We start from the raw sequence: 26,653 nt of genomic DNA, 5'->3' as shown, positions 1-26,653 counted from the left end.
AATCATGAGTAATTTGACATTAGATTAAAAATTTTAATATACTTTTGCTTAATTACTCGCTATATATTTTAAAAGGATACGTATGAGAAAAAGAATTATTGCAGCATTACAAATTGGAAGCCATGACAAAGGAACAAAAGCAACAGTAGAAAAGATATTGGATTATGAAAAAGATATTCTAAAATCCAATTGTGATTTACTCGTCATGCCAGAAGCATTATTAGGAGGTTATCCAAAAGGTTCAGACTTTGGTACTAAAGTTGGATTTAGAACAGACGAAGGCAGAGAAGAATTCTTAAATTATTGGAAAGAATCCATAAAAATCGAGGGTCCAGAAATACTTGCACTTTCAAAATTAGCAAAACGTTGCAATACCTCAATGATAATAGGTATTATTGAAAGAGACAATACCACCTTGTATTGCACAACAGTATTTATATCTGAAAAAGGAAAAATACTTGCAAAACATAGAAAACTAATGCCCACTGCCAGTGAAAGACTAATTTGGGCCAAAGGAGATGGTTCTACCCTACCAGTAATAGAAACATATGTTGGGAAAATAGGATCTGCAATCTGCTGGGAAAACTATATGCCACTATTACGAACAGCTATGTATACTAAAGGAATTGAAATATGGTGTGCATCCACTGTGGATGATCGTGAGATTTGGCAGTCAAGTATGAAACACATTGCATATGAAGGTAGGGTTTTTCTAATCAGTGCTTGTCAATTTATAAAAGCACCAGAAAATTCTTATGTGAAAAGTGAAAAATGGCCTAAAGATAAACCTATTATTAAAGGAGGAAGTGTCATTATTTCTCCTATGGGCGAGATTATTGCAGGTCCTTTATACAATGAAGAAGGAATTATTTCTGCAGAAATCAACTTAGATGATATTGTAAAAGCACGTTATGACATGGATCCAACAGGACATTATTCTCGTCCAGATATCTTCAAACTAAGTGTAAATGAAGAAGAAAGAGCAGGTATACATTTTATTAAAAAAAGTTCCGAATAAAGAAGATATTTTATCTTGACATATAACAAAAGAAACTACACCTTTATTTATATTAAAAGTAATTCTATGTGGTTATCAATATATTTTAGATAAATGTGACAAAAAGAACGAATGCGATAGCTTTATATTAGCTCTAAATCCAGTCACTTAAAAAAGGGGGTAATCACCACCTTTGCTTGTTCCCCTCTTTATCTAGTCTAAAATAGAAGTTTCTTAGAATAAAAAAGAGGGTAATTTTAATAATTTAAATAAACACTTTCTTCACATAAGTGCAATATAATCCTAATAAAGGATAAATATGAAAATTCATAATAATATAAATTCTTGCAAGAAAAGTTCACTCTTAAAGCATACGTGCAAAGATGATGTAGATTTTTCCCATTACTTAGAAAAGTCTTTTGAAAAACAAATTATAGATTTTAAACTTAAATCTGAAAGTGAAAATATAGAAAAAACATCCATATTTCACAAAAAGAAAATAGGGAAACAACAAACAGATATTTTTGATACTCTTATTGATATATAAAATACTCAAGAAAATTCTAGAGATACAATCCTAAATCCTTTGAGATTCAAAGCTCATACAAAAGAGCAAATACTTTAGCATCACAAGAGCTCTAAAAAACAACTACCTAAAATAAATCCAAGATATAAAATCATTAAAAGTGAAAGAGTTTTCTTTTTCTCTGAATATTTGATAAAAAATACCTATTCTTTTTTGCATTTTGTTTGCACACTTATTTATTACAATCATAAAAATTGAAAAAAGGATGTAACATGAAAAAGTTATCACTTTTTGTTTTTATTGATGGTTTTGGCTGGGAGGTATATAAAAAACACGGTTTTAATCTCTCAATTATAAAAGATGCAAAACCTTTAAAAACGACCTTTGGTTTTTCTTCTGCAGCTGATCCTTCCATTCTTACGGGACGTTATCCGGATGAACATACTCACTGGTCAAGCTTTTATTACGATCCTAAAAACTCTCCTTTTAAATTTTTTAAGTATTTATCCTTTTTGCCTAAGATAATTTTTGATCGTTTTAGACCAAGACATTATTTGAGTAAATTAATAAAAATATTTTATGGTTATACAGGATATTTTGAGCTTTACAGTGTGCCTTTTAAATATCTTCCTTATTTTGATTATCTTGAGAAAAGAGACTATTTTGTTCCCAAAGGAATATTAAAAACGGATACCATTTTTGACTGGTGTGTGGAAAATAATATCCCTTACCACTGTTCCAACTGGAGAAAAAGTGAAACATATAACATTAATGTTTTAAAAAAAGAGATAGAAAAAAAAGAAATAGAATTTACTTATTTGTACCTTCCTACTCTTGATGGTGTTATGCATACCTATGGTACACAAAAAGATGAGACCAAAAATAAACTTTTATGGTTAGAAGAACAAATAGAAGATGTGTATATGCATGCGTGTAATCATTATGATGAAGTGAGCCTACATATTTTCAGTGACCATGGAATGTGTGATACAACAGGAAGTATTGATTTAATTTCTTCTATAGAAGAAAGTAATTTAGAGTATGGAAAAGATTATGTTGCAATGTATGATTCTACCATGGCCAGATTCTGGTTTATGAATGAAACTGCAAAAATTAAAATACAAGGAATTCTTGAAAATGTTGAAGAAGGCTCTATTGTTACACATGATGAGTTGAAAAAAATGCATGTTTTTTTTGAAGGCAATCGTTTTGGAGAAGTATTCTTTTTAACCAAACCTGGCATATTAATCAATCCCAGTTATTTTGGATTAAAAGTAATACCAGGAATGCACGGTTTTCACCCTGACCATAAAGATTCAAATGCATTAATGTTCTCAAGCACAACAATAGATGACGAAATACAAAGCATAACAGATATTAGACGTGTTATGGAAAAAGAGATTAATAATGAAAAAAGATAATATAGATAACGGTTTTTTAATCAACCCATACTATTATTTAAAAGTATTAAGATATAAATCTCTGCTTATTTTAGTTATTACCCTTTTTTCTTTAATTGCAGGAATTTTTCTTTCAAAAAATCTGATTAAACCAACGTATAAAGCAACCGTTAAATTAATCAGATATGACAAGAAAATATCGATGCCACGAGATGTTCCTTATAAATTCCAGAACTTTAATTATGATACCGCTTTACAAACAATAAGAACCAGAAAAAATCTAAGCGAAGTGATTCAAGTATTGAATCTTGATAGCACCGTTGAAAAACTTTACTCTGCTTTTGAAATCAAAAGAGGAAGAAATTCAGACATCATAGAAATAAGATACAGCAATAAAGATATTAAAAAAGCGGTTAAAGGAGCAAATGTACTAAGTGAAATATTTTTAAAGAATTTTTATGAAGTACAAAATGCTGCAACAAAAGAGATTTATCACTATTATGCAAAAGAAAAAAATAAAATACAAAAAAACATTGATTTGTCTCTACAAAAAAAAGAAAAATTTATTAAAAAACATAAAGTCTTATCTATAAGAATACAAAAAGAGTACAAATACAAACAGTTAAATGAAATTGATTTGAGTCTTATTGAAAGTAAAATCGCACAAAAAGAGTTTGCAAGTAAAGTACAGGAGATAAAAAGAAGTTTAAAAAATATTCCTTTACAAGTCCAACTCAAATATACAGTAAGATCAGCCAATATAAAAAACTTAGAAAATAAGAAAAAAGAATTACGAAAATTAAAACAGAGATATACTCTCTTGAATCCAAAAGTAAAAAAAATCACAGATGAGATTTTGATTATGGAAAAAGAATTATTTAATAAAAATAATACAAAAACAATACCTGATGAAACAACCTTTGGAAATAATCCAGTAGTGACGGCGCTGAAAATTGAAGAAGCAAAAAGTCAAATTGGAATAATATCAAGTCATACAAGAATGAAAAATCTAGTAAAACAACAAAGTTTCATACAAGAAGAAATTAAAGATTTAAATCATTTAGAAAAAGAATTTAAAATTATAGAGTCAAACTTGAGTCAAGATACAGATTTGATGTATAAAGTCACAAACAGATTGAATGAACTAAAAATGGCATTAGAATCATCTTTAGAGGATTTCAAATTCTTAGAATATGCAACACCACCCAAATATGCACAACCTACTTACAGAAAAGCCATCATCTTAATGTTCGGGTTTTTAGGTCTTTCCTTATCAATTGCCAGTATTTTACTCCTAGAGTTTTTTAATAACAAAATAAAAGAGAGTTTTGATTTAGAAAAAAGATTTAAGATAGAGGTATTGGGAACATTATTAGATGAGAAAGAAACAAGTGATCTAAACATCAAATATTCTATGCATTTTTTTGATAATTTCATAAATACTTGTGGAAAATTTGATGCACCTAAAACAGTTATTTTTGGAAGTGATGTTTCACATACAGGAAAAACCTTTGTCATTGAAAAACTAATGCAGCTCTTATCTCGCCAAAATAAAAAAGTTTTATTTATCCAAAGCATCTCAAAAAATGAAGAAGAAACAAAAAATGCGCTCTTGAATGATGCTTTGTTTTATGAAAAAAACATTAATTATTCTTTGTTTAATAAAATAAATGACAAGGTAGATAAAGCATATCTTTTAATAAATCAAAAAAATAGATATGACTTAGCAGATGTAAAAAGTCTGCAGCATTTCTTTAAGAGTTTGAATCAAAGTGAATATGATTATATATTTTTAGAAGTATCAAACAGCCAGTCCAATCCCTTTCTTTTTTCTTCCCTAGCAAATTTTGCAAGTTTTGTCTGTTTAATCTGTAAATACAGAGTTTCTAACAGAAGAGATTTAAAAGAATTGATTACAACGATGAGAAAAAAAGGAATAAAAAACATTAAAGGAGTACTCAATGTTATTCATAAAAAATATATTTAAATATTTATTGTTTTTAGTGATTTTTGTTTTTTATGCAGGTTGTATTCCCAGTCCTAAACCTGAAATGAGTGTTATAAACAAAAAAACCAATAACACAGAAAACTCCCTAAAAAGAACGCTTGAAAAAAAAGAAAAATATGTAGTTATTGAAAAAGATTTTGACATTTTATATGGAGGCAAAAATGAAAATGAAATTAAAAAAGAACTTCTTCTTTTACATATCAAGAAAAAAGAGGATTATAAAATAGGAGTGGGTGACAAGTTTAATGTTTTTGTTTATGGGGAGCCTGAATTAAATATAAAAGGTGCAGTAGTAAAACCAGATGGAACAGTGACGTTGCAATTAGTTGGAGATGTGACAATAGCAGGATTAAGCGTTAATGAAGCGATGAAAGAGCTTTCATTTAAACTTCGTAAGTTTTTAATTAATCCCATAATTTCTCTTGTACTTTATGAATTAAAAAGTGAGAGTTTTACTATCTTGGGGAAAATTAATGAACCAGGAAGATATGCAATTACGAACAATAGCAAAGTAATAGACAGTATTGCAATGGCGCAAGGTCTCTCTATTGGTATTTTTGAAAATAATACGGTTGAGTTGGCAGATTTAGAACATGCGTATATAAGAAGAGACAATAAAGTATTACCGGTTAATTTTATAGAGTTAGTAAGAAAAGGCAATCCTTTGCATAATATTCCTTTAGAAGATAAAGATTATATCTATATTCCTTCTGCTTTAAACAGTGAGGTTTATGTATTAGGAGAAGTAAAAGAACCGGGTCATTTTGGCTTCAAAGAAAAAATGACTTTGCTTCAATTAATAACCTACGCAAAAGGATATAAAACAAGTGCAAATATAGATGAAGTGGCAATTATAAGAGGAAATTTAACCAATCCTATTGTTTATGTTGCAAACTTGACAAAAATAATTGAGGGAAAACAAAAAGATTTTAGGATTAAACCCAATGATATTGTTTTTATCTCTTCTAGCAAATTAGGTGACTGGAATACTATTTTGGGATTGATAATGCCAAGTTTGGATGCCGTGTTAAATACATTTTTACTTAAAGAAATAATAACAGGAGATTAAAATGAAAAATTTATTTATATTAATAAAAGAAGATATTTCTATGTTTAGGAATAAAGAGACATTGGGAATAAAAGATTATTTCATGGTACTAAATCCAAGAATGTACCCTGTCATCTTATTTCGCATTTCAAGTTTTTTTCAGCAGAGTCATTTGGGAATAATAGCCAAAATATTTTCAACGATAAATTTTGTTCTTTTTGGCTGTGATATAGCAAAAGGAGCCAAAATACAAGGAGGATTATATCTTCCTCATCCAAGCGGTGTAGTCATTGGAGAATATGCCATCATTGGTCACAATTGTATTATTCACCAAGGCGTTACTCTAGGAGATAGAGGAGAAGAACATGAAACATCAAATCCAACCTTGGGAGATTATGTAGAAATTGGAACCGGAGCAAAAATTCTTGGAAAAATTCTTCTTGATGATTACAGCAGAATTGGTGCAAACAGTGTGGTACTAAAAGATACACCAAAATATGCGGTGGTGGTTGGTATTCCAGCCAAAGTCATTAAATACAGAAAAGTGCTTTAAAGGTATATCATGACTGAGTTTAAATATATTATATTTTTTATTGTAATATTTTTAGGAATTCCTATTGCTTTTATGCTGGCAAAAAGATTTCCTAAAGTAGAAAAACTCTTATGGTTTTTATTGCTTTTTTTTACTGCCAGTACAGAAGATATAAACTTTTTTTCTATGGAGCTTTACAGAGGGACTTCAAAAGGTTTTGAAATAGGTTTGGTAGATATTACTGCCATGATAATGTTACTTGTACTTTTTAGCAGACGTGAAAAATATCCTTTATCTTTACCTCTTGGAAGTTCTTTGTATTTTATGTATTTTACTTTTTCTTGTATTTCTATTATAAACAGTGACATATATATTTATTCCTTTTTTGAACTGTGGAAAATGTTGCGAATGTATTTATACTTTTTTGTCATTTATAATTTGATTCGTTCTTTTAAAGATATTGAAGAATTTTTAAAATATATGTGTTTCATTGTATTCTTTATAACCGTATTGGTATTAAAACAAAAATATTTTGAAGGAATGTTTCAAGCAAGAGGACCTTTTCCCCATCAAAACTCTCTGGTTATGTATTTAATTGTTTACGGCAGTTTTTTTCTCTCTTATTTGTTAAATGTTAAAAAATCCAATCTTTTTTTATGGACCCTTGCATTTGGGTCTTGTGCCATAAATATTTTATCCACTCTTTCACGAGCAGGTATGGTTTTATTTAGTCTTTCAATTTTCATAATTTTCATTCTGTCTTACGCCCATAAATTCTCTTGGAGAAAAGTGGGAGTGGCAGGTCTGCTTATGATCTTAGGAACAGGCGTTTTATTTAAAGCCAGCGATACTATTATGGAGCGCATTAGAACAGCACCTAAAGAATCGGTTAGTGTAAGGCTGATTTTAGCAAAAGCGGCACAAAATATGGCAAATGACAAAATATTCGGCATTGGTCTTAATAATTTTGCTTTGAAAATAAACCCTCCTTATACTTATGGCAATCATATAAAAAGAATAGATGATGAAGAAAAAGGCGGTTTGGTTGAAACAGTTTATTTAATGATAGCAGCAGAAACAGGATGGGTGAATTTAGCTGTGTTTAGTTTCATGCTTGTATTTTTTTATTTTAAAAACCTGAATAATTATATGAAATTAAAACGTGGTAAGTGGCGCAAATACAGATATATATGTATTGCATTGATTGGGGCTTTATTAAGTATTTATTTACAATCTTCTTTAGAGTGGGTACTCAAACAAACAAACAATTTTTATCAACTAATGTTTATATTCGCAGTCATTGGTGCAATTAGCAGAATAATAAAAGAAAGGATTTCAAGTGAAAACAGTAAATGAAACGTCAAGCAGTGAAAGCAGTACAGCAAGTATACAAAAACAGTCTCCTTGCGAAAATAATGAGAGCCTAGGTTTTCCCTCTATTAGTGAAGATTTTATTTTTTCAAAAATAAATCCTTTGATTGAAGAGAGTATGAACAATGAACAAAAAAGAGAAAGCAAAAGATTGATAAATCTTGCTCTTCCCAGACAAACTAAAAAAGTCATTGAAATAAATATTTGTTTTTGGTTTTTTAAACTCTTTTATATTACTTTTTATTTGGGACATGAAAAAAGAGATAAAAGCAGACAATTCAATAAAAATTTCATCTGGGAACTTTTCTTGATGTTTATTTCATCAATATTTGTCTTAAGTGTTGCATTATCTTTGGTTTTTGCAATCTTTTTGGCTTTATATTATATAAAATCACTCATAGGAGTTGATTTGTTTGACGGCCATTTACTCAAATAATAAAGGATGCACAATGAAAATTTTAGTTATCAGCAATTATTACCCTCCTTATTACATTGGGGGTTACGAAGTGGCTTGTTTTGATACCGTACAATATTTAAAAGATTGTGGGCATGAAGTCTATGTATTAACAGGCAATTATAAAAATGAGAGCATAGAGTTTGAGGAAATTTACAGAAAATTAAAATATATCAATTATGAAAACCCTTCTTATTTTGATAAACACAAGGTTGAAGTTTATAATTATGAGCTCACCCAAGAATTAATAAAAAAAATCACACCTGATTTGGTCTATTTTTGGTCTCTTCGTTTGATTTCCCTTTCCCCTGCCCTTGCTGTTCAGAAACTTCAGATAAAAAAAGTATTTGAAATTGGAGATTTGTGGATGAAGGGTTATTTCCAAAATACAATTTTTGCTAAATTAAAAAGAAGTATTAAAAATTATTTGCCTTTTTTCGTGGGTTCTTTTGTGGAATTCTCCCCATCAATTTGTGTCTCAAAGTGGATTGAAAAAGAGATGAAAAACAAATATTTGGCAAAAAAGACCTATGTTATTCCCAATGGCGTCAAGATATATCAAAAACAAAAAAGCAACTTGAGCAAAAAAATAAGATATATGTTTTGCGGCAGAATTGACTATAGCAAAGGTTTGGATTTGGCGTTAAAAGCCTTGAGTAATTTAAAAGACAGAGGTTTCTTTAATTTTGAACTTCATATATACGGAGAAGGCCATGAAGGTTATATAAATAAATGTAAAAAAATCATTAAGGTTTTGAATTTGGACAAAGAAGTGAAGTTTTGTGGTAAAAAAGAGGATATAAACAAATACTACAAAAACTATGATGTTTTGTTAATGCCCACACGAATGAGAGAACCTTTTGGATTGGTCATAATTGAAGCAATGGCAGCAGGTGTAGTAGTTATTGCTACAAATGCTTATGGACCTGCTGAAATTATTACTCACAATAAAGACGGTTTGCTCTTTAAAAATGAAGATGTTAATGATTTGACAAAAAAAATACTTAAAATACACAGTAATACTGTTTTGTACGAGAACTTAAGAAATGCAGCTTTCCTTAAAGTATTTGAAAAATTCAATCTTTTAAGTGTAAAAAAAGAAGTTGAAAATGTTTTAGTACGCACTGCCCAAAAGGATATTTTATGACACTCAATATTAATGAGGTTTTGATAAAAAGCAGTGTTTCCAATTATATTTTTCTAATCCTAAAAATTCTTCTTTCTTTATTTCTAATTAGGATAATCTTTTTAGGAATAAACAATGAAGAATATGGATTTTGGGCACTCTTGTGGAGTATTTTTGGATATTCGGTTTTATTAGATTTTGGTTTTGGTACAGCAGTACAAAAAGCAACCAGTGAAGCTTTAGAAAAAAATGAGTGGGAAAATTATAATAAGTTGATTTCAACTATTTTTTTCTCTTACGTACTCTTGTCCTTAGGTATCTTTATTTTTACCCTCATCATGGCTTTTAACCTTGAAAAAATATTTGTATTTACATCCTCTGAATCTCTTGAATATTACAAAACTATTTTTATGATTTTTGGTTTTGGAACAACACTTATTTTTCCTTTTGGTTTTTTTAAAGAGATATTAAGAGGTCTTAGAGAAATTCCTTTAAGAAACAATATTGATATGATTTTTTTGATATTAAATTTTATCATTATTTACATTTCCGTTACTGTTTATTCCTCACTTTTAGTAATGGCAATAGGAGCTATTCTTGTGCAATTCTTTACAAATATATTTATGGCAATATATGTATATAAAAAGATTCCCTCTTTAATAATATCACCAAACTTATTCCAAAAAAATAAAGTAAAAGAAGTAATGAGTTTTTCTTTTTTTGCTTATATTGTGATGTTTTCAAATTTGATTATTTTTAAAACAGATCAAATAGTTATTTCCGTTTTTTCAAGTTTTGCTTTGGTTGGTTTTTACCAAATTGTTTCAAGAATAAGTGAATTATTCAGACAATTTTCAACGCAAATACATGATATAATTGGCCCCATTAGTGCTGCACTTTTCAGCTCTTCGAATAAAGATAAACTTTCAAAAGTTTTATTACAGTCCAATCAAATTGTAGCTTTTATTTCAACTATGTTAATGGTTCCTTCTTTTTTATTTATAGAAGAGCTTTTATATTTTTGGTTAAATATTAATGATAGGGATGTAATATTAACTGCAAAAATATTATTAGTTTCCATGTATATATTGGTTGCTTTAAGAAGCAGCAGTGTTCAAGTGTTATTGATGTGTAACAAACACAAACAATTAACAGTCGTTGCTATTATTGAAGCAGTAATGAATTTATTCTTAAGTATATACTTGATTCAATACTATTCAATTATAGGAGTTGCTATTGGTACGTTAATACCAAATGTTATTTTGGCTATTGTTTATAATATTCCTGTTGCTTGTAAATTTTCTGGAATCTCTGTTTTTCTTTATCTGAAAAAAGCTGTGTTTAAAAATATGTTTACAGGTTTAATTGTTTATACTGTTTTATTTTATGTATCCAAATTCTTTGGAGAAATATCATTTATACATTTAATCGCTTATGGCTTCTTGTCCTTAATATTGTATCTTATGTTTTATTATTTATGTTTCTTAAATAAAAGTGATAAACAAAAAGCCAAGTGTTTTATAAAAGAATCTATTTTAAGCAAAAAAAAAACTATTAAATATAATTAATGTATAATTGTTTTACGTATAGAATATTTAGGAGCTAAAGAATGAATTTAAATATTAAAAAGTCTAATACTCAAATACAAATAATTTTTATTGATGATGATAGAATTGATGCTACGAATTTAAAAGAGATTCAAGGCTTATTAAGCCCCTATGTACTAGAAATTCAAGAAAGCGAATTAGAAGAACTTGAACTTGATTTTTCTTCCATAAATTTTATAGACAGTTCGGGTTTGGCTATGATTATAAATATCTATAAAAAACTACTATCAAAAAATCAAAACTTGACTATCATAAACAGTAGTACTTTTATACAAGAGATATTTAATGTCACTAAGCTTGACACTTTTATTAATCTAAGATAAATAGTATGAAAAAGTTTACTTCAAACATGACAATAACAAGTAATCTTAAAAATATAAAAAGAGTAATGACCTGGATTGAAGCGGACCTCAAGTCATTCTTTAAAAATGAGAAAAAATATCAAAGTATTATCTTAGGCCTTCAAGAAGCAATCACAAATGCAATTATACATGGCAATAAATTGAATGAAAAAAAGTTTGTTAATATTTATTATTGTCTGGATAAAAAATTAAAGATTACCATTGAAGATGAAGGAAAAGGAATATTAGCAGAAAACCAAGCTCTGGATATATCAAAAATCAAAAAAGAAGATATTTACAAAGAATCAAAGCGTGGAATAATGCTAATGAAACACTTTTGCGATGAAGTCATATTTAATAAAAACAGCGTAACCTTAGTTATGCAGTATGAATAGGCGGTAATAGTATGCAAAATTTAATTGAATTAAGAGAATTAGCCAAAGGTATTACTGTTTTATATGTAGAAGACAATGATATAGCTCGAAAAAAAACATACAACTTATTTACAAAAATATTTAAAGAAGTTCATACTGCTTCAAATGGGCAAGATGGTTTGGCTTTATATATGAAACATAAATTTGATTTGGTTATAAGTGATATTGTTATGGCTAAACTTAATGGCCTAGAAATGGTTATTTCAATCAAACAAGTTTATAAATCACAAAGAGTCATATTCTTATCTTCTTATGCTGATATCAATTTTTTAACACAAGCGATAGAACTGGGTGTTGACGGTTTTATTTTCAAACCCATTGTGCATGATAAACTTTTTGATGTTCTTTATAAAATATTGATGCAAATAAAATATACACGCGAAAATATACAATACAAAACAAACTTAGAAGATTTGGTAAAACAAAGAACCAAAGAATTAGAAGAAAAAAATATTATTTTATTAAAATCACTGGAAGAAGTTAAAAAAGCCAAGTATTTAAAAGAAGAAATGATGATAGCACAAAAGGTGCAGCAAAATTTTCTACCAAAAGAGATACCTAGTAGTAATAAAATGCAGATTGCAACACATTTTGAGGCTGCACAATTTGTAGGTGGAGATTATTATGATTTTTTTGTTTCAAGTGATAAAGCGATCAATATTGTAATAGCTGATGTATCGGGTCACGGCCTTGGTCCAGCTATTAATATGAGTAGTTTTAGAGGGATATGCAGAGCTATTTTATCCACAGCCTCTTCTTTTCAAGATCAAGTTGAACATATCAATGATATGGTATGTTCTGATGCAAAAAATAACAGTTTTTTTATTACTGCCTTTTTTATCAAGTTTTATGAAAAAGAGAATAGAATCGCTTATATCGGTGCAGGACACAATGATATTTTATATTACAATTCAAAGAAAGATTCTTTGGAACATTTACGTTCAATATCCATTCCTTTGGGAATATTTGAAAAAAGGGAATATCAAGTTCTAACAAAAAGTATTTCTAAAAACGATTTTATGGTGTTATATACAGATGGTTTAAATGAAGCTATCAATGAAAATCAAGAAATGTATGGCATGAACAGACTCACAGAAACAATTAAAAAAAACACTAAAAAAACTGCCTCTCAGCTTTTAAACAGTATTACGTATTCTTTAGAAAACTTTATAAAAGAAAAAGAAAAAAATGACGATACTACTATCCTTATCACAAAATTTTTATAATATATAAAATATTTTTTACTTAATTTACTCCTCTTTCTCTTCTGCATTTTATTTGCAACTTCTTATGGAAAACTTCTAAATATAAGTCGTTTAACTTGTTGGAGGTGCAAAATGACAAATGTAATATTATCTGGCGGAAATGGTACAAGACTTTGGCCCATTTCAAGAAGCCATATGCCCAAACAATTCATAAAACTTACATCTAAATACTCTTTATTTCAAAATACCATTTTAAGAAATAAAGTTTTTACAAATAAGTTTTTAATTGTTTGTAATGAACAAAACTATTTTATTGCAAAAGAACAAATCAGTCAAATAATAAATGATTTTTCTTTGAAGATAAATGTTGAATTTATTTTAGAATCTATTGGAAGAAATACAGCGGCTGCTATTATAATAGCAAGTTTATATGTAGATAAAAATGAAGTACTTTTTGTGACTCCTTGTGATCATACCATTAAGGGCGACAAAGATTATCAAAAATCTGTAAATAAAGCACTTCTGAATTCAAAAGAGGGTTTTATTAGTATTTTTGGTATAAAAGCCTTAGATGCGAACACAGGTTATGGTTATATAAAAGCACCGAACGAAGATGTTGAAAAATTTTACGAAAAACCTGATATTGAAAAAGCAAGAGAATATACACAAGAGGGATACTTCTGGAACAGTGGAATGTTTTGTTTTAAAGCTGAAAATTTATTAAGTGAAGCCTTAGAACATGCATTAGATGTTTATGAAATGTGTATTTATGCATTTAAAAGTGTCGAAAAATCAAAACCCTTATTTTTAAACAGTGAATTAATGGGAAGTATCCCAGACATAAGCATTGATTGTGCGGTTATGGAAAACTCTCATAAGTTAAGAATTGTCAAATCAGAATTCTCTTGGAATGATGTGGGAAGTTTTGATGCTATTTATGATGAATTGCCTAAAGAAAAAACAAATGCAATCAGCTATAAAAATGAAAAACCCCTATTAATGAACTCTAGCAATAATTTAGTACTAGCAAATGGAAAAAAAGTTGTACTTTCAAATGTTGATGATTTAATAGTAGTTGATACCGCGGATGCATTGTTAATTGCAAAAAGAGGTAAATGTGAAGATGTTAAAGAGCTTGTCAATAAATTAAATGCCCAAGGTTCATCAATAACGCAAGATCATCCTTTAGTTCATAGACCATGGGGCAGTTATAATTTATTAGAAAGTAAAGACAATTATAAATTTAAAACTATTTTAGTTAAACCAAAACAACGCCTCTCTTTACAAAAACATTATCACAGAAGTGAACACTGGATTGTATTAAGTGGAACAGCTACGGTTACTATTGGAAAAAATAAAAAACTTGTTTGTGTCAATGAATCTGTTTATATTCCTATGGGTACGAAACACAGATTAGCAAATAAAGGCAAAATTGATTTACTCTTAGTAGAAGTCCAAGTCGGGGATTATCTTGAAGAAGATGATATTGTAAGATACAAAGATGATTACAAACGAATAGGATAAAGGATAAAAGATGAAAGCAATGATTTTGGCTGCGGGTAGAGGAACTAGGGTTAAACCTATTACAAACAATATTCCAAAACCCATGATTCCTCTTCTTCAAAAGCCTGTTTTAGAATCAATAATTGAACATTTAAAAAACAATGGAATCACAGAAATTATAATAAATACAAGTTATCTCTCTACCCAAATTGAACAATATTTTGGAAACGGTAGTAGATTTGGTGTTCATATTGCTTATTCTTTTGAGGGCGAAAAAGTAAACAAGGAATTAATTCCCAAAGCACTTGGTAGTGCAGGAGGAATGAAAAAAATTCAAGATGACAATCAATTCTTTGATGATACATTTTTAGTATTATGTGCAGATGCATTAATTGATTTAGATATAAAAAAAGTAATAAAAATACACAAAGAAAAAAAATCACTTGTTACTATTGCTTTGAAAAATGTTTCTTTAAAAAATGTCAGCAAATATGGCATTGTAGAACTAGATAAAGAAGATAAAATAATCTCTTTTCAAGAAAAACCAAGCAGGGAAGAAGCTTCTTCTACTTTAGCAAATACGGGGATTTATGTTTTTGAACCAGAAATATTTGATTACATTCCAAAAGACAGAGAATACGATATAGGAAGTCAATTACTTCCTAAACTTGTTTCAAAAAAATTAAATATCTATGGAGTAAATATTCCTTATGAATGGATAGACATTGGTAATGTGAATGACTTTTATTATGCAACATCTGCAATATTAAAAGGAGAAATCAAAAATTACAATATATTTGCACAAGAAATTAAAAAAGGCATTTTTGTTGGATTAAATGTAAAAATAGATTTTGAAAAAGTCACTATCATTCCTCCTGTTTTTATAGGTTCTTCAACAAAAATAGATGAAGGCGTAACTATTATAGGGCCTTGTATGATTGGATCAAATTGCCATATCGAAAAAAATGTTTTAATAAAAAAATCTATAATTGATGACTATAAAAAAATTACTTTTCCTGCTTCTATAGAAAATAAAATAATTTTCTCAGATTCTATTATATCTTTAGATGGAAATTTTCTTGATACACAAGAATGTGAAATGAATTGGCTTGTTGAAGACATTCGAGTAAAAAAGAATAAAACCCCACTTGAAACAAGTATTTCATCCTTATTAAAACAAAGAATTCCAAATGAAAACTAAAAAACTAAAAGTTTTATACATAGACAGACCATTTTTAGGACTTTGTGGGGGAGATAAAAATAGAAGTAAATTCTTATTTGAGTCTTTATGTTTAAAATATGATACGGACATACTTCTTATTGAAGATAAAGAGTATAAAAGTGAAATTTTAGAAAAACATAAAATCAATAAAATGTATCTTATAAAAAGTGAAAAAAGTTCTTTTTATTTGCCCCAAGCTCTCTATGGTTTTAATAAAAGATACCTCGATTATTTTAAAGAAATACTAGGCATAAATCAATATGACTTGTTGGTTTTTAAATTTAATTCAACGGCAATATTAGCAAATATTGCAAATAAAATTCTGCCATTTTCTCAGATAATTATTGATGTAGATATGTTAAGTTCTCGCATATGTTACGAAGCATGGAAAAACAATAAAAGTTTAAAAAACAGATATTTTTTAATCGAGTATTTAAAACTGTATTATTTTGAGAAAAAATTCTTAAAGAATAATTTTACCTTTTTTTATACCAATGAAGAAGAAATACACTTGGTAAAAAACAAATACAAGCTAGCAAATATCAAACAACACAAGGTATTACCCAATGTAGTTCATGAGCTTAAACCACTCAAAGAAAGCAAAAATAAAAACAGGTTTATTCTGTTTTATGGAATGTTAAATTCAACAGTTAATACGAGTGCCTATGCCTTTATAATAAATAAAATCTATCCTTTGATAAAAGATTTTCTGATTCAAGAAAATATAAAAATCCTGGTCATCGGAAAAAATAAAACCATCCTCTACGATAAAGTATATGCAAACATTGAGTTTGTGGGAGAAGTGGATGATTTAAGTGCTTATATCAAAGCAAGTGAATTTGTTTTTTTGCCTCTTGTAATCGCATCGGGAACATTAACAAGAATACTTGAAACAGCTTTTTTAAAAAAAACTATTTTAACAACTCCTATTGGTGCGGAGGGACTAGATATGAAAGATTGTATTTTTATTGAAGAAGGGGCAAAAAATATTGCTTCAAAATTTCTAGCATTGGCGCGTAATACAAATGAATGCAAAAAAGCTGGAATAAAAGCCTACTCTTATGTTGTAACAAACCATTCACAAGAACAAGTATCAAAAAAACTATATGCTTTCATAAACAATCTAAAAGTAAAAGAGATAAATGTTATTCATATTCCCAGACGTTTCACACAAACACATTGGGGTGGAACGGAGAATGTGATTATGTCTTATGCTCTAGGCTTAAAAAAGTTTCATATTAATTCAGAAGTATACACAACTACAATATTAAATACACAACATACAGAAAGTATGAGGGGAATTAAAATCAAAAGATTCAGCTATTTTTATCCTTATATTAATTTAGGCACAAAAGTAAAAGAAAAATTAAATCTTATTGGTGGAAATGTATTTTCTTTTTCTTTGTTGTTTTCTCTCTTATTCAAAAAGAATATCGATTTGATACATTTACATACCTTTAAAAGAATAGGAGCAATTGCAAGAATTGTTTGCAAAATACGCAATATTCCTTATATTGTCTCCATTCATGGAGGTGTTTATAACAGAAATATAAACAATACTCAGAATAATTCTTTTACAAATAGTTTGGAGTGGGGTAAAATTCTGGGTTTGATCTTTGGTTCTCGAAGAGTAATAAAAGATTCAAATGCAGTTATATGTTTGAATAAAGAAGAGTATAACAAACTCAAAAAAAACAATACAAATAAAAACATTTTTTTATTGCCAAACAGTGTAGATATTGCTACTTTTTCAAAAGCTAAAAATCAAAATATACGAAAAAAATATGCTTTAAATGATAAAACCTTTATCTGTTTGCTTAGTGCCAGAATTGATTTACAAAAAAATCAATTGTTAGTATTGAAAGTATTAAATAAGATAAAAAACAAAAATATCCATATATTCTTTGCAGGAAATATTACGGACAAAGTTTATTATAAAGAAATAAAAGAATATATTTATAAACATTCTTTAGAGAAATATATTACTTTTATTACTCATCTTAAACCTGAGTCAAAAGAATTAATTGATCTTTATTTAAATTCAAATGTTTTGATTCTTCCCTCAACTCACGAACCTTTTGGTATTGTTGTTCTTGAAGCTTGGGCCAGCTCTCTGCCTGTAATTGTAAGTAACATTGCAGGTGTTTGTAATAGTATTAAAGATAAAAAAGACGCATTGATTTTTAAAAATAATTCAATAGAATCTTTAGAAAAAAACCTACTTCTTTTGATACAAAATGAATCCCTAAGAAATACCTTGATAGAAAATGCGAAAAAGACTGTTTTAACATTTGATACGTCATTAATCAATTCTCAAATAAACTCAATATACAGACAAATGCTTAGTTGCAAATAACTCTTAAGAATTTGCAATTTATTTGCATAAAAGAAGGTTAAAATTTTGTATTGATAAAGGAGATGCGATGCATGTTTTATGGATAAACAATAAAGCTTCAAGAGGTGGCGGTGCAGAACAGTATATTTACAATACCGTTAAACATTTAAATAAAAAAGGTATCAAATCTTCACTTCTTTATGATCCAAATATTGAGGTAGAAAATGAATTTCTTGATATATTTGACAGTGCTTTTCCTTTGCTTTGTATCAAAGAACAAATACAAAATATTAATCCTGACCTCTTATATATACATCAGTTACATGATTATGCCAGTTATGAAGAGATTATGAAGTCTAAGGTTAAAAAAATAAGATTTTATCATGATCATAAATTGTTTTGTTTAAGAGAACATAAATACAAAACCTTGAGTAAAAAAACGTGTATTTGTAAAACAGGTTTAGACTGTTATTCGTGTTTGGGATTTATCAAAAAAACCCAAGATGGATTTAAAATAGCAAGTTTGGGGAAACTTCAAAAACTGCAAGATATCAACAAACGTTTAGATCTTTTTATTGTCGCATCATCCTATATGAAAGAACATTTAAAACTTCATCATTTTGAAGCATCAAAAATAATGATCAATCCTTTGTATGCAAACGACAATGTTGAATATAAAAACAGTATGAATATTAACAAGAGTAAAACATTGTTGTATGTGGGACAATTAGTTACAGGTAAAGGTATAGATATTTTATTAAATGCAATGAAAAATATTGATAAATCATATTCTTTGAAAATCATAGGATCTGGAGCACAAGAAGAATTTCTTAAACACTATGCCCAAAAATTAAAAATAGAAGAACGAGTCGAATTCATTGGACAAATTGAGCATGAAAAACTGTTATTTTATTATCAACGTGCTTATTGTTTAATTGTGCCAAGCAGAACACCTGAAACATTTAATTTAACAGGTGTTGAAGCTTTAAAAGCCGGACTTCCTGTGATTGCTGCTAATGTGGGAGCAATCAAAGAGTGGTTAATCCATGGCAACAATGGTTTTCTTTTTGAGTCAAATAATGCGCAGGATTTGGCTCTTAAGATAAATGACCTAATTTCAAATCCCAGCTTGCATAAAAATTTTTGCCTCAATGCTTTTAAAAGTACGCAACATAACTTTAAAAGCCAAACACATATAAATAACTTGATTGACATCTTCAATCAAAAATTACAAGGAGTTTAAAATGAAATCTTTTGGAAAATTAAGTCTTAAAGGAAGTGTACATTTTGAAGAGAAAATGACAAAACTCTTGAATGATATTTCCAGTGACATTGAAGCATCTATTGTTTCTTCATCGTATACATGTGTGATTTTAATTGGAGGTTATGGAAGAGGTGAAGGAGGTGTAATAAAAATTCAGAATGTGGAATTCCCCCATAACAATTTAGATTTTTTGATTGTTTCTAAAAATATTGGCAAGACAAAAGAAATCGAACTTAAAAATAACATTCACTCAATAATCGCAAGTCATTGCAGCCATTTTAACATTGATTTTGATCTCTCACTTATTGGTGAATTTAAATTAAGAATATGTGAACCTTTGGTCATCACCTATGATATGAAATATGGTCATAAAGTTATTAATGGCGACTTCTCTTTTTTTACGCATATGAGCCGTTTTGATATTGAAAATATACCCGATTGGGATATACGTAACTTGATGGTAAACAGAGGAACCCTTCTTACGATCAATGATTTGATACTTGCGAAAAAAGACCATACAATGAAAGATTTAAAAACCATAATTAAACATTGTGTAAAAGCAATCATAGGATATGGAGATGCTCTTTTATACTATCAAGGGCAGTACCATTATTCTTATGTTGAAAAAAAAATACGTATGAGAAATCAAAAAAATATTGATGAAAATTTTAAAAAAATGTATGATGACGCAATGGCTTTTAGGTTTGAGCCCAATTATCAAAAATATTTACAACTTAATTTGATTGACTTTCAAAATGAGGTAAAAGAGATACTCAAACAAATACATTTAAACTGTGAAGCAATGTCTTTACAAAAAAAAGATATCAAATGGCAAGGTTATTTTGAAACTGCTTTGTCAAACTCTTTATCTCATAACTTAAGTCTTAAAATGGTTTTAAAAAATATACGCAATTTATTTTTGCCCAATCATGTGATAAAAAACTTGAGTTTAACAAATAGATTAAGAGTAAAAATGCTTGGATACAAAGGAGTGCTTCCCCTTCTTTTTCCTTATGTAGCGTTTGGAATGCAAGATAAAAATACCGATGTACTCAATAGTTTTTTTCATATTAACACAAGTGATTCCACATTATTAAAACAACAATATCTTTTATATTGGGGAAAATATGTAAACAATAATTTCTCTTTTAAAGAATATGGTTTATAAAGGTTTATTTATGATTTGTTTAACAGGTGATTTGCACCATAAAAGTCTAAAAACGCTTAATCAAAAACATTGTGATATCACTGAAATGCAAACAGCACGCGCTTTTTTAAAACGCTTGGAAAAACATAAGGTGAAAATGACCTGTTTTATAACAGGAAAATCTTTTTTAGAAGAGTTTGATGATGTCTCGTCCATTATATATAACCCCTTAATTGAAACAGGAGGACATAATTATAATGCTTTTGAATATGAGTTTTTTCATCGTGTTTGGAATAAATTGACAAAAAATTATAATGGTCCCAAATGGATTCAAAGAAAAGACGTTTTAAAAACCATGGATATCATTTATAAAATGTCTGGAAAAACGATTAAAGTATGGAGAAATCATATGTATATGCATGGAGTAAACACGGAAGAAGTTCTTTTTAAAGCAGGCATAAAAATATGTTCTGATGGTGTTTCAAAAAACTCCTATGGACTTCAAAAACATAAAACAGGATTATACAATTTGCCTATCAATATTATTCCCGACCATGAACATCTAATTCATGCAGAACGAACACCTAAATGGATTAAAACCTGGCAAAAAAGATATAACTGGAGTGATGATTTTGGTCCCAATTCTTATTATATCGAGGAGTGGAGCGAAATGCTTTTAAATCAATTAAAAGAAAATGAACAAAAAGGGCTTTTATCAAATGTCATTATCCATCCAATCACAATGTATTTGTGTGATAAGTTTGAAAAAGTGGATGAAATATTGGAATATATCTCTACGTGTGAAAATATTCATATGAGCGAGCTATTGAATAAAAAAGGAGTAAGTCATGTTTGATAAACGCGTTTCAATAATAATGAGAACAAAAGATTCTTCATTAATAATAGATCAAAGTTTAAAAGCTTTATTTTCACAAAGCTTTACGCATTTTGATTTGATCATTGTTGATTCAGGTTCAAAAGATGATACCTTGGAAAAATGTTCCAAATATAAACATACTCTTGTAAAAATAAAAGCACAAGAATATCATCCCGGAAAAGTAATTAATTATGTTTTACAAAAATGCAATAACGATGTTGTTGTTTTTCTAAATTCAGACTGTATCATGCTTTTACCTAATACCTTACAGCTTTTATTGGATGGGCTGGTGAACAAAAATACACATGCCGTGTTTGCAAGACAAGTTTGCCGTCCTGAAGCAATGTTATGGGTTAGAAGAGATTATGAAGTTTCTTTTCCTATGGGAGAAAAACCAGAATGGATGCACTTTTCTCTTCCTCTTGCTGCAATTAAAAGAGAGGTTTGGAAAGAAGTTCCTTTTTATACCCAATCTTGGGCTTCTGAGGATACAAAATGGGCAATAGATATCAAAGAAAAAGGATATCACATTCAATATGTAAAAGAGGCTTTAGTAATGCATTCTCACAATTATAATTTTAAGCAGCTGTTTAATAGAAAATATGTTGAGGGGGAAGCAGATGCCTATATTTTTGATTTAAAATTAAATGTTTTTACAGTGATTAAAAATTATCTCACTTCTATTTTTCATGATTTTATTTTTCATTTAAAATATTTTGATGTATTTGGTTTTTTTAAAACATTGATTTTCCGTTTGGTTTACCATTATGCCTATTATTTAGGACATAAAAATGGTATTAAACGAAAAAAGAATAAAGATAAAGAACCTACATATGGGAATTATCAATAAATATTTCAAAGATGGATCTTGTAAATATATAAGATCCTTGATTTTTTTAAAATATAATGCAATGTATTTGCATAAAACAATCGTAGTATTCATTAATACAAGGATTTAAGATGTATAAAATATTTGTAAGTGCTTTGGTTTTTGATCAAGGTAAATCTGGAATTTCAAACTATATCGAAAACTGCGTGTTCAATTTAGCCTTAAACAATGAAATATATTTGGCTATTTTAAAAAGTGATATAAAAAACTATACAAGAACACATAAAAATATCCATTTTATTGTATATCCAGATCTCTTAAAACACACAGCTTTAAATATATTATTTCATTTTATTATTTTGCCTTTTTTAATATCAAATAAATATGATTTCATTTTTTTACCTGCAGCAAATAGAAGGCTCATGATATATTATCCTTTATATACTATTGCTAGTTTTCATGATTTATCACAGTTTTATATCAAGAAAAAATACGATTGTTTTAGAATGTTCTATATAAAACATTTTATTCCTCTTTTTTTAAGGGGTATTGATAAAATTGTTGCAGTAAGCAATAATACAAAAAGTGATATGTTGAAGTATTTAAAAGTAAAAGAGGAAAATATAATAGTCAATCCAAATGGATTTGACAAAAAATTATATGATAAAAATAAAACAACAAAAACAAGAAAGTTTAATCTTACTTCTAAATATATTTTATACATATCTAGAATTGAGCATCCAGGAAAAAACCATATTAATCTTATAAAAGCCTACGAAAATTTGCCTTTAGAACTTAAGAATACCTATGACCTGGTGTTGGTAGGAAGTGATTGTGGAAATGCCAATTTCATTCATGAATACGTAAATAAATCTAAAGATAAAAAACACATAAAATTTCTTGGTTTTGTAAAAAATGAAGACATGCCTTTTCTTTTTTCACGTGCGAAACTGTTTGTTTTCCCTTCCCTTTACGAGGGATTTGGAATTCCTTTAATCGAAGCAATGGCAATGAACGTACCTGTTGCATGTGCTTCAAACTCATCTTTAATAGAAATAGGAAAAGATGTTTGTTTTTTCTTTGACGAATACGATGAAATAAACATAAAAAACACAATAATGATGGTTCTTTACAATGAAAAATTGCAAACACAAATGAAAAAAGCGGGTTTGCAAAGAGCGAAACAATATGATTGGAGATGTCATGCAAAAAAAATTATTAAACTTTATGAAAAAAATAAATTTTTACAGTATTCAAAAACGTTGTCTTGAATATCTCTTATCTTTATGCGTCTTAAGTTTTGGATTTTTATTGTTCTTTTATTATCTCATAAAAAATAAAATGTTTTTAAAAAAAGATGTTTTTAGAAGTATTATTATAAATAAACAAGAAAAATTCTATGTATATAATACAGAGCCCCTATTTGCGAGAAATATTCCTTTGTTTTATTACATATTAAAAGGAGATATCTCACTTGTGGGCTTGGCTAAGTGTCAAGAAAAATCTTCTTATGAAACAAATGAAAATAAAATTGGACTGTGTAGTCTTTGGTTTGTACATAAAAATAATAAAATTCCTAATACCTCAATATACAAATGTAACAAAGAGTATTTGAAACATAGAAGTTTCTTTTACGATTTTAAAATACTTATTAAATCCTTAATTTCTCTTTTATATTATAAAAAAATAATCAATTACCGTTCAAAAGTAAAATTATTTGATATCGAATTTGATAATTTAACAAGAATAGAGATATTAAAAAATATAAAAAATGCAGTAGACAAAAAAGAAAAAAAATCGCTCTATTTTGTTAATGCGGATTGTTTAAATAAAAGTCAAAAGGATCCTGTTTATAAACACATTTTGCAAAAAGGTGATTATATATTGCCTGATGGTAGCGGTATTAATATTGCCTGTAATATCTTAGATAATCCTTTAAAAGAAAATTTAAATGGAACCGACTTATTTCCTTATATTTGTTCTCTGGCCCAAAAACAAGATTATAAAATATATCTTTATGGTGCTAAAAAAGGCCTTGCACAAAGAGCAAAAGACGAATTATTGAAAAAATACAAAACATTACAAATTGTGGGAGTACATCATGGTTATGTACAAAAACAAGATATTCCCCAATTAATACGAGATATAAATCAATCAAAAGCGGATATTTTATTTGTTGCTTTAGGAGCTTCTGTGCAAGAAGCTTTTATTGAAAAATACAAAAATAAAATTGATGCAAAGCTGTTTTTGGGAGTAGGAGGTTTGTTTGATTTTTATTCAAAATCTATAAAAAGAGCCCCTCTTTTTATAAGAGAAATTGGTTTTGAGTGGACGTATAGAATGTTACAAGAACCACAAAGAATGTGGAAAAGGTATCTTATAGGAAACCCCCAATTTTTATATGGGGTGTATCAATATAAAAAGAGTTCTAATAAAAATATTTTGATTGAGAGTTATTTAAAAAACTATGACGCACATACATTTCATTATAAATACAAAAATATCTTATGGAAACTTAAATTAAATTGTTCTTCTTTCTTCAAAAGATTAATGGACATTGTTGTTTCTGGTCTTATGTTATTTCTACTTTTACCACTCTTTTGTGTACTTGGGCTTGTTATTAGAATTGAATCTAAAGGCTCTTTTCTTTTTTGTCAAAACAGAGTAGGAAAAAATGGAAAAATATTTAAAATGTATAAATTTAGATCAATGATAATGCATGCCTCTGCTTTAAAAACACAATTAGTACAAAAAAATGAATCAAAAGATGGGATAACTTTTAAAATGAAAGATGATCCAAGAATTACAAAAGTAGGGAAATTTATCAGAAAAACAAGCCTTGATGAACTGCCACAATTATTCAATGTATTAAGAGGTGAGATGAGTTTAGTGGGGCCACGACCACCAATTATAAGTGAGGTTGAAGAATATAGTATAGAAGACAGAAAACGTTTAGATATTAAACCAGGAATTACTTGTATTTGGCAAGTAAGTGGTCGAAGTGAAATACCTTTTAAACAGCAGGTGATTATGGACAAAAAATACATAAAAGAACATGGTTTTGTATACGATATTATTCTTTTACTTAAAACAATTCCTGCTGTGTTTTTTTCAAAAGGTTCTTATTGATTTGCAAAGTACTTGCAATTTGTTTGTTTATAATTTATAAAAGAATGAAGGAGTTATTATGTTTAGTATAAACTATGAGAACAAACAAGATATTATAATAGTGAGATTCAATGGCAGTTTGACTTCAGATACAATTAAAGCCATAAAAAGTGATGTGATTTCAAAGGTTGATACCAGCAAAAATTATATATTTGATTTAGAGAAACTAGAATTACTTGACTCTGCTGGACTCAGTTATATTATCAACTGCTTAAAAATAACAATGAAAAATAATACGCAAATAAAGCTCATAAATCTAATAAATCAACCTAAAATTGTTTTTGAAATTACAAGAGTTGACTCTTTATTTGAAATTTATAAAAATGAAGTTGAAGCTTTAAATAGTTTTAATAAGGAGAAACACAATGAGAGCAGTAATACAAGTATGCAACAAAGAGCATAAAGAAAATGCCTTAAACTTTATAGATGAAATACTATTTTTAAAAATATGTGGGAAAATACTGCTTGCTTATTATTTTGATTTTTTATATCAGCTTGGAATTAAAGAGGTATTTATTGCTAGTAATGATCCTTTGGATTTAAAGAAGAAGCTTAATACCATAGATACACTCAATTTTGAGATAACATTTATCAAAAGTTACAGCAGTGAAAAATCATATTTAAGAAACTTTGATATCTTCAAAGATGAAGAATTAATAATTATTGAAAATTTTGGTTTTATAAAAAATAATTTCAATCTAATTGACAATACCTTTTTCAATTCATCCCAAAACACCCTCTTTAGAGACAAAAGTTTTAAAATATTTTATATAAAAAATCACCTTAAAAATATTAACATAAATACTTTTAAACAAAAAAACGTATTACATTTAAAAGAAATGACTTCTGTTGAAGATTATTTTCATATTTCAAATCTTATTTTTAAGAATTTAAATGATAAATATTTTTTGCTGGGTTATAACAATGAGAAAGGAATTCTTATTGGAAAAAATGTTGAAATTGAAAGTGGATGCGAACTTATTGCTCCCGTCATTATTATGGACAATGTAAAAGTTTGTGAAAACTCAAAAATAGGTCCGAATACTGTTTTAAACCCCAATGTTTTTATTCAATCACATTGTGAAATAACAAATTCTATTGTTTATGACAATACATATATTAATAAAAATTTGAAATTTGATGAAAAGTTAATTTTAGCAAATGCAATAGTTGATAAAAATAATAAAAAAGTATATAATATTGATAAGAAATTTGTTTCATCAAATTCCCTTCACCTTTTAAACTTGTGACTTAATTTA

General features: G+C 28.0%; 24 protein-coding genes. All 24 read left to right on the top strand.

The annotated features are described in order from the left end of the window. Positions 1–82 precede the first annotated feature (82 nt). The 24 genes from HRT41_04895 (at position 83) to HRT41_04780 (ending at position 26,644) form a co-directional block, all read left to right on the top strand. The gene (locus HRT41_04895; GenBank protein ID NQY23347.1) at positions 83–1,018 is read left to right on the top strand and encodes a carbon-nitrogen hydrolase family protein; all 936 of its coding nucleotides are present in this window, start codon (positions 83–85) and stop codon (positions 1,016–1,018) included. Positions 1,019–1,316: 298 nt separating this feature from the next. Beyond that, positions 1,317–1,544 (top strand): hypothetical protein, encoded by a 228-nt coding sequence (locus HRT41_04890; protein NQY23346.1) that lies wholly within the window; start codon positions 1,317–1,319, stop codon positions 1,542–1,544. A gap of 251 nt (positions 1,545–1,795) precedes the next feature. Beyond that, positions 1,796–2,944 (top strand): alkaline phosphatase family protein, encoded by a 1,149-nt coding sequence (locus HRT41_04885; GenBank protein NQY23345.1) that lies wholly within the window; start codon positions 1,796–1,798, stop codon positions 2,942–2,944. Continuing rightward, entirely contained in the window at positions 2,931–4,910 is a 1,980-nt protein-coding gene (locus tag HRT41_04880; protein NQY23344.1) for a hypothetical protein, read from the top strand. Before HRT41_04885 ends, HRT41_04880 begins: the two co-directional genes overlap by 14 nt. Further along, a complete protein-coding gene (locus tag HRT41_04875; GenBank protein ID NQY23343.1) occupies positions 4,885–6,000 on the top strand; it encodes a polysaccharide biosynthesis/export family protein in 1,116 nt (371 codons plus the stop codon). The genes HRT41_04880 and HRT41_04875 overlap by 26 nt, the downstream gene beginning before the upstream one ends. A 40-nt stretch (positions 6,001–6,040) precedes the next feature. Next, positions 6,041–6,532, top strand: a complete 492-nt coding sequence (locus tag HRT41_04870) for a serine acetyltransferase (GenBank protein ID NQY23342.1) — start codon at positions 6,041–6,043, stop codon at positions 6,530–6,532. A 9-nt stretch (positions 6,533–6,541) separates the two neighbouring features. After that, positions 6,542–7,867 (top strand): O-antigen ligase family protein, encoded by a 1,326-nt coding sequence (locus HRT41_04865; protein ID NQY23341.1) that lies wholly within the window; start codon positions 6,542–6,544, stop codon positions 7,865–7,867. After that, positions 7,851–8,318 carry a hypothetical protein gene (locus HRT41_04860; protein NQY23340.1) on the top strand — a complete coding sequence of 156 codons (468 nt, stop codon included), beginning with the start codon at positions 7,851–7,853 and terminating at the stop codon, positions 8,316–8,318. Before HRT41_04865 ends, HRT41_04860 begins: the two co-directional genes overlap by 17 nt. Positions 8,319–8,331: 13 nt before the next feature. Then, positions 8,332–9,483 (top strand): glycosyltransferase family 4 protein, encoded by a 1,152-nt coding sequence (locus HRT41_04855; protein ID NQY23339.1) that lies wholly within the window; start codon positions 8,332–8,334, stop codon positions 9,481–9,483. Beyond that, the gene (locus HRT41_04850) at positions 9,480–11,030 is read left to right on the top strand and encodes a polysaccharide biosynthesis protein (protein ID NQY23338.1); all 1,551 of its coding nucleotides are present in this window, start codon (positions 9,480–9,482) and stop codon (positions 11,028–11,030) included. The genes HRT41_04855 and HRT41_04850 overlap by 4 nt, the downstream gene beginning before the upstream one ends. Before the next feature lie 41 nt (positions 11,031–11,071). Continuing rightward, on the top strand, positions 11,072–11,392 hold the full coding sequence (locus tag HRT41_04845; protein ID NQY23337.1) for an STAS domain-containing protein: 321 nt from the start codon (positions 11,072–11,074) through the stop codon (positions 11,390–11,392). A gap of 5 nt (positions 11,393–11,397) precedes the next feature. Beyond that, positions 11,398–11,805 carry an ATP-binding protein gene (locus HRT41_04840; GenBank protein ID NQY23336.1) on the top strand — a complete coding sequence of 136 codons (408 nt, stop codon included), beginning with the start codon at positions 11,398–11,400 and terminating at the stop codon, positions 11,803–11,805. 11 nt (positions 11,806–11,816) lie between these two features. Beyond that, a complete protein-coding gene (locus HRT41_04835; protein NQY23335.1) occupies positions 11,817–13,070 on the top strand; it encodes a SpoIIE family protein phosphatase in 1,254 nt (417 codons plus the stop codon). A 111-nt stretch (positions 13,071–13,181) separates the two neighbouring features. Further along, entirely contained in the window at positions 13,182–14,573 is a 1,392-nt protein-coding gene (locus tag HRT41_04830; protein ID NQY23334.1) for a mannose-1-phosphate guanylyltransferase/mannose-6-phosphate isomerase, read from the top strand. Positions 14,574–14,583: 10 nt separating this feature from the next. Further along, positions 14,584–15,753, top strand: a complete 1,170-nt coding sequence (locus tag HRT41_04825) for an NDP-sugar synthase (protein NQY23333.1) — start codon at positions 14,584–14,586, stop codon at positions 15,751–15,753. Beyond that, the gene (locus tag HRT41_04820; protein NQY23332.1) at positions 15,743–18,130 is read left to right on the top strand and encodes a glycosyltransferase; all 2,388 of its coding nucleotides are present in this window, start codon (positions 15,743–15,745) and stop codon (positions 18,128–18,130) included. Before HRT41_04825 ends, HRT41_04820 begins: the two co-directional genes overlap by 11 nt. Positions 18,131–18,197: 67 nt before the next feature. Continuing rightward, positions 18,198–19,352 carry a glycosyltransferase family 4 protein gene (locus HRT41_04815; GenBank protein ID NQY23331.1) on the top strand — a complete coding sequence of 385 codons (1,155 nt, stop codon included), beginning with the start codon at positions 18,198–18,200 and terminating at the stop codon, positions 19,350–19,352. 1 nt (position 19,353) lies between these two features. Next, positions 19,354–20,541, top strand: a complete 1,188-nt coding sequence (locus HRT41_04810) for a hypothetical protein (GenBank protein NQY23330.1) — start codon at positions 19,354–19,356, stop codon at positions 20,539–20,541. A 10-nt stretch (positions 20,542–20,551) separates the two neighbouring features. Beyond that, the gene (locus tag HRT41_04805) at positions 20,552–21,376 is read left to right on the top strand and encodes a polysaccharide deacetylase family protein (protein ID NQY23329.1); all 825 of its coding nucleotides are present in this window, start codon (positions 20,552–20,554) and stop codon (positions 21,374–21,376) included. Further along, positions 21,369–22,247 (top strand): glycosyltransferase family 2 protein, encoded by an 879-nt coding sequence (locus HRT41_04800; GenBank protein ID NQY23328.1) that lies wholly within the window; start codon positions 21,369–21,371, stop codon positions 22,245–22,247. The genes HRT41_04805 and HRT41_04800 overlap by 8 nt, the downstream gene beginning before the upstream one ends. Positions 22,248–22,357: 110 nt before the next feature. Next, positions 22,358–23,497 carry a glycosyltransferase family 4 protein gene (locus tag HRT41_04795; GenBank protein NQY23327.1) on the top strand — a complete coding sequence of 380 codons (1,140 nt, stop codon included), beginning with the start codon at positions 22,358–22,360 and terminating at the stop codon, positions 23,495–23,497. Continuing rightward, on the top strand, positions 23,430–25,355 hold the full coding sequence (locus HRT41_04790) for a WecB/TagA/CpsF family glycosyltransferase (GenBank protein NQY23326.1): 1,926 nt from the start codon (positions 23,430–23,432) through the stop codon (positions 25,353–25,355). Before HRT41_04795 ends, HRT41_04790 begins: the two co-directional genes overlap by 68 nt. Before the next feature lie 58 nt (positions 25,356–25,413). Then, entirely contained in the window at positions 25,414–25,797 is a 384-nt protein-coding gene (locus HRT41_04785) for an STAS domain-containing protein (protein ID NQY23325.1), read from the top strand. Next, a complete protein-coding gene (locus HRT41_04780) occupies positions 25,760–26,644 on the top strand; it encodes a hypothetical protein (protein NQY23324.1) in 885 nt (294 codons plus the stop codon). The genes HRT41_04785 and HRT41_04780 overlap by 38 nt, the downstream gene beginning before the upstream one ends. The last annotated feature ends 9 nt before the right edge of the window (positions 26,645–26,653 follow it).

It is taken from the genome of Campylobacteraceae bacterium (assembly GCA_013215945.1).
Classification (GTDB): Bacteria; Campylobacterota; Campylobacteria; order Campylobacterales; family Arcobacteraceae; genus NORP36.
The sequence above is the reverse complement of the archived record's forward strand: the minus strand, read 5'-3'. Positions and strand labels throughout refer to the sequence as shown.

Bases quoted from the DNA above. Each gene is read 5' to 3' on its own strand.
- HRT41_04805 (NQY23329.1), top strand. From the start codon at position 20,552: ATGATTTGTTTAACAGGTGATTTGCACCATAAAAGTCTAAAAACGCTT.
- HRT41_04895 (NQY23347.1), top strand. From the start codon at position 83: ATGAGAAAAAGAATTATTGCAGCATTACAAATTGGAAGCCATGACAAA.
- HRT41_04890 (NQY23346.1), top strand. From the start codon at position 1,317: ATGAAAATTCATAATAATATAAATTCTTGCAAGAAAAGTTCACTCTTA.
- HRT41_04815 (NQY23331.1), top strand. From the start codon at position 18,198: ATGCATGTTTTATGGATAAACAATAAAGCTTCAAGAGGTGGCGGTGCA.
- HRT41_04840 (NQY23336.1), top strand. From the start codon at position 11,398: ATGAAAAAGTTTACTTCAAACATGACAATAACAAGTAATCTTAAAAAT.
- HRT41_04800 (NQY23328.1), top strand. From the start codon at position 21,369: ATGTTTGATAAACGCGTTTCAATAATAATGAGAACAAAAGATTCTTCA.
- HRT41_04780 (NQY23324.1), top strand. From the start codon at position 25,760: ATGAGAGCAGTAATACAAGTATGCAACAAAGAGCATAAAGAAAATGCC.
- HRT41_04875 (NQY23343.1), top strand. From the start codon at position 4,885: ATGTTATTCATAAAAAATATATTTAAATATTTATTGTTTTTAGTGATT.
- HRT41_04795 (NQY23327.1), top strand. From the start codon at position 22,358: ATGTATAAAATATTTGTAAGTGCTTTGGTTTTTGATCAAGGTAAATCT.
- HRT41_04825 (NQY23333.1), top strand. From the start codon at position 14,584: ATGAAAGCAATGATTTTGGCTGCGGGTAGAGGAACTAGGGTTAAACCT.
- HRT41_04835 (NQY23335.1), top strand. From the start codon at position 11,817: ATGCAAAATTTAATTGAATTAAGAGAATTAGCCAAAGGTATTACTGTT.
- HRT41_04810 (NQY23330.1), top strand. From the start codon at position 19,354: ATGAAATCTTTTGGAAAATTAAGTCTTAAAGGAAGTGTACATTTTGAA.
- HRT41_04855 (NQY23339.1), top strand. From the start codon at position 8,332: ATGAAAATTTTAGTTATCAGCAATTATTACCCTCCTTATTACATTGGG.
- HRT41_04845 (NQY23337.1), top strand. From the start codon at position 11,072: ATGAATTTAAATATTAAAAAGTCTAATACTCAAATACAAATAATTTTT.
- HRT41_04785 (NQY23325.1), top strand. From the start codon at position 25,414: ATGTTTAGTATAAACTATGAGAACAAACAAGATATTATAATAGTGAGA.
- HRT41_04820 (NQY23332.1), top strand. From the start codon at position 15,743: ATGAAAACTAAAAAACTAAAAGTTTTATACATAGACAGACCATTTTTA.
- HRT41_04830 (NQY23334.1), top strand. From the start codon at position 13,182: ATGACAAATGTAATATTATCTGGCGGAAATGGTACAAGACTTTGGCCC.
- HRT41_04790 (NQY23326.1), top strand. From the start codon at position 23,430: ATGCAAAAAAAATTATTAAACTTTATGAAAAAAATAAATTTTTACAGT.
- HRT41_04865 (NQY23341.1), top strand. From the start codon at position 6,542: ATGACTGAGTTTAAATATATTATATTTTTTATTGTAATATTTTTAGGA.
- HRT41_04850 (NQY23338.1), top strand. From the start codon at position 9,480: ATGACACTCAATATTAATGAGGTTTTGATAAAAAGCAGTGTTTCCAAT.
- HRT41_04880 (NQY23344.1), top strand. From the start codon at position 2,931: ATGAAAAAAGATAATATAGATAACGGTTTTTTAATCAACCCATACTAT.
- HRT41_04870 (NQY23342.1), top strand. From the start codon at position 6,041: ATGTTTAGGAATAAAGAGACATTGGGAATAAAAGATTATTTCATGGTA.
- HRT41_04885 (NQY23345.1), top strand. From the start codon at position 1,796: ATGAAAAAGTTATCACTTTTTGTTTTTATTGATGGTTTTGGCTGGGAG.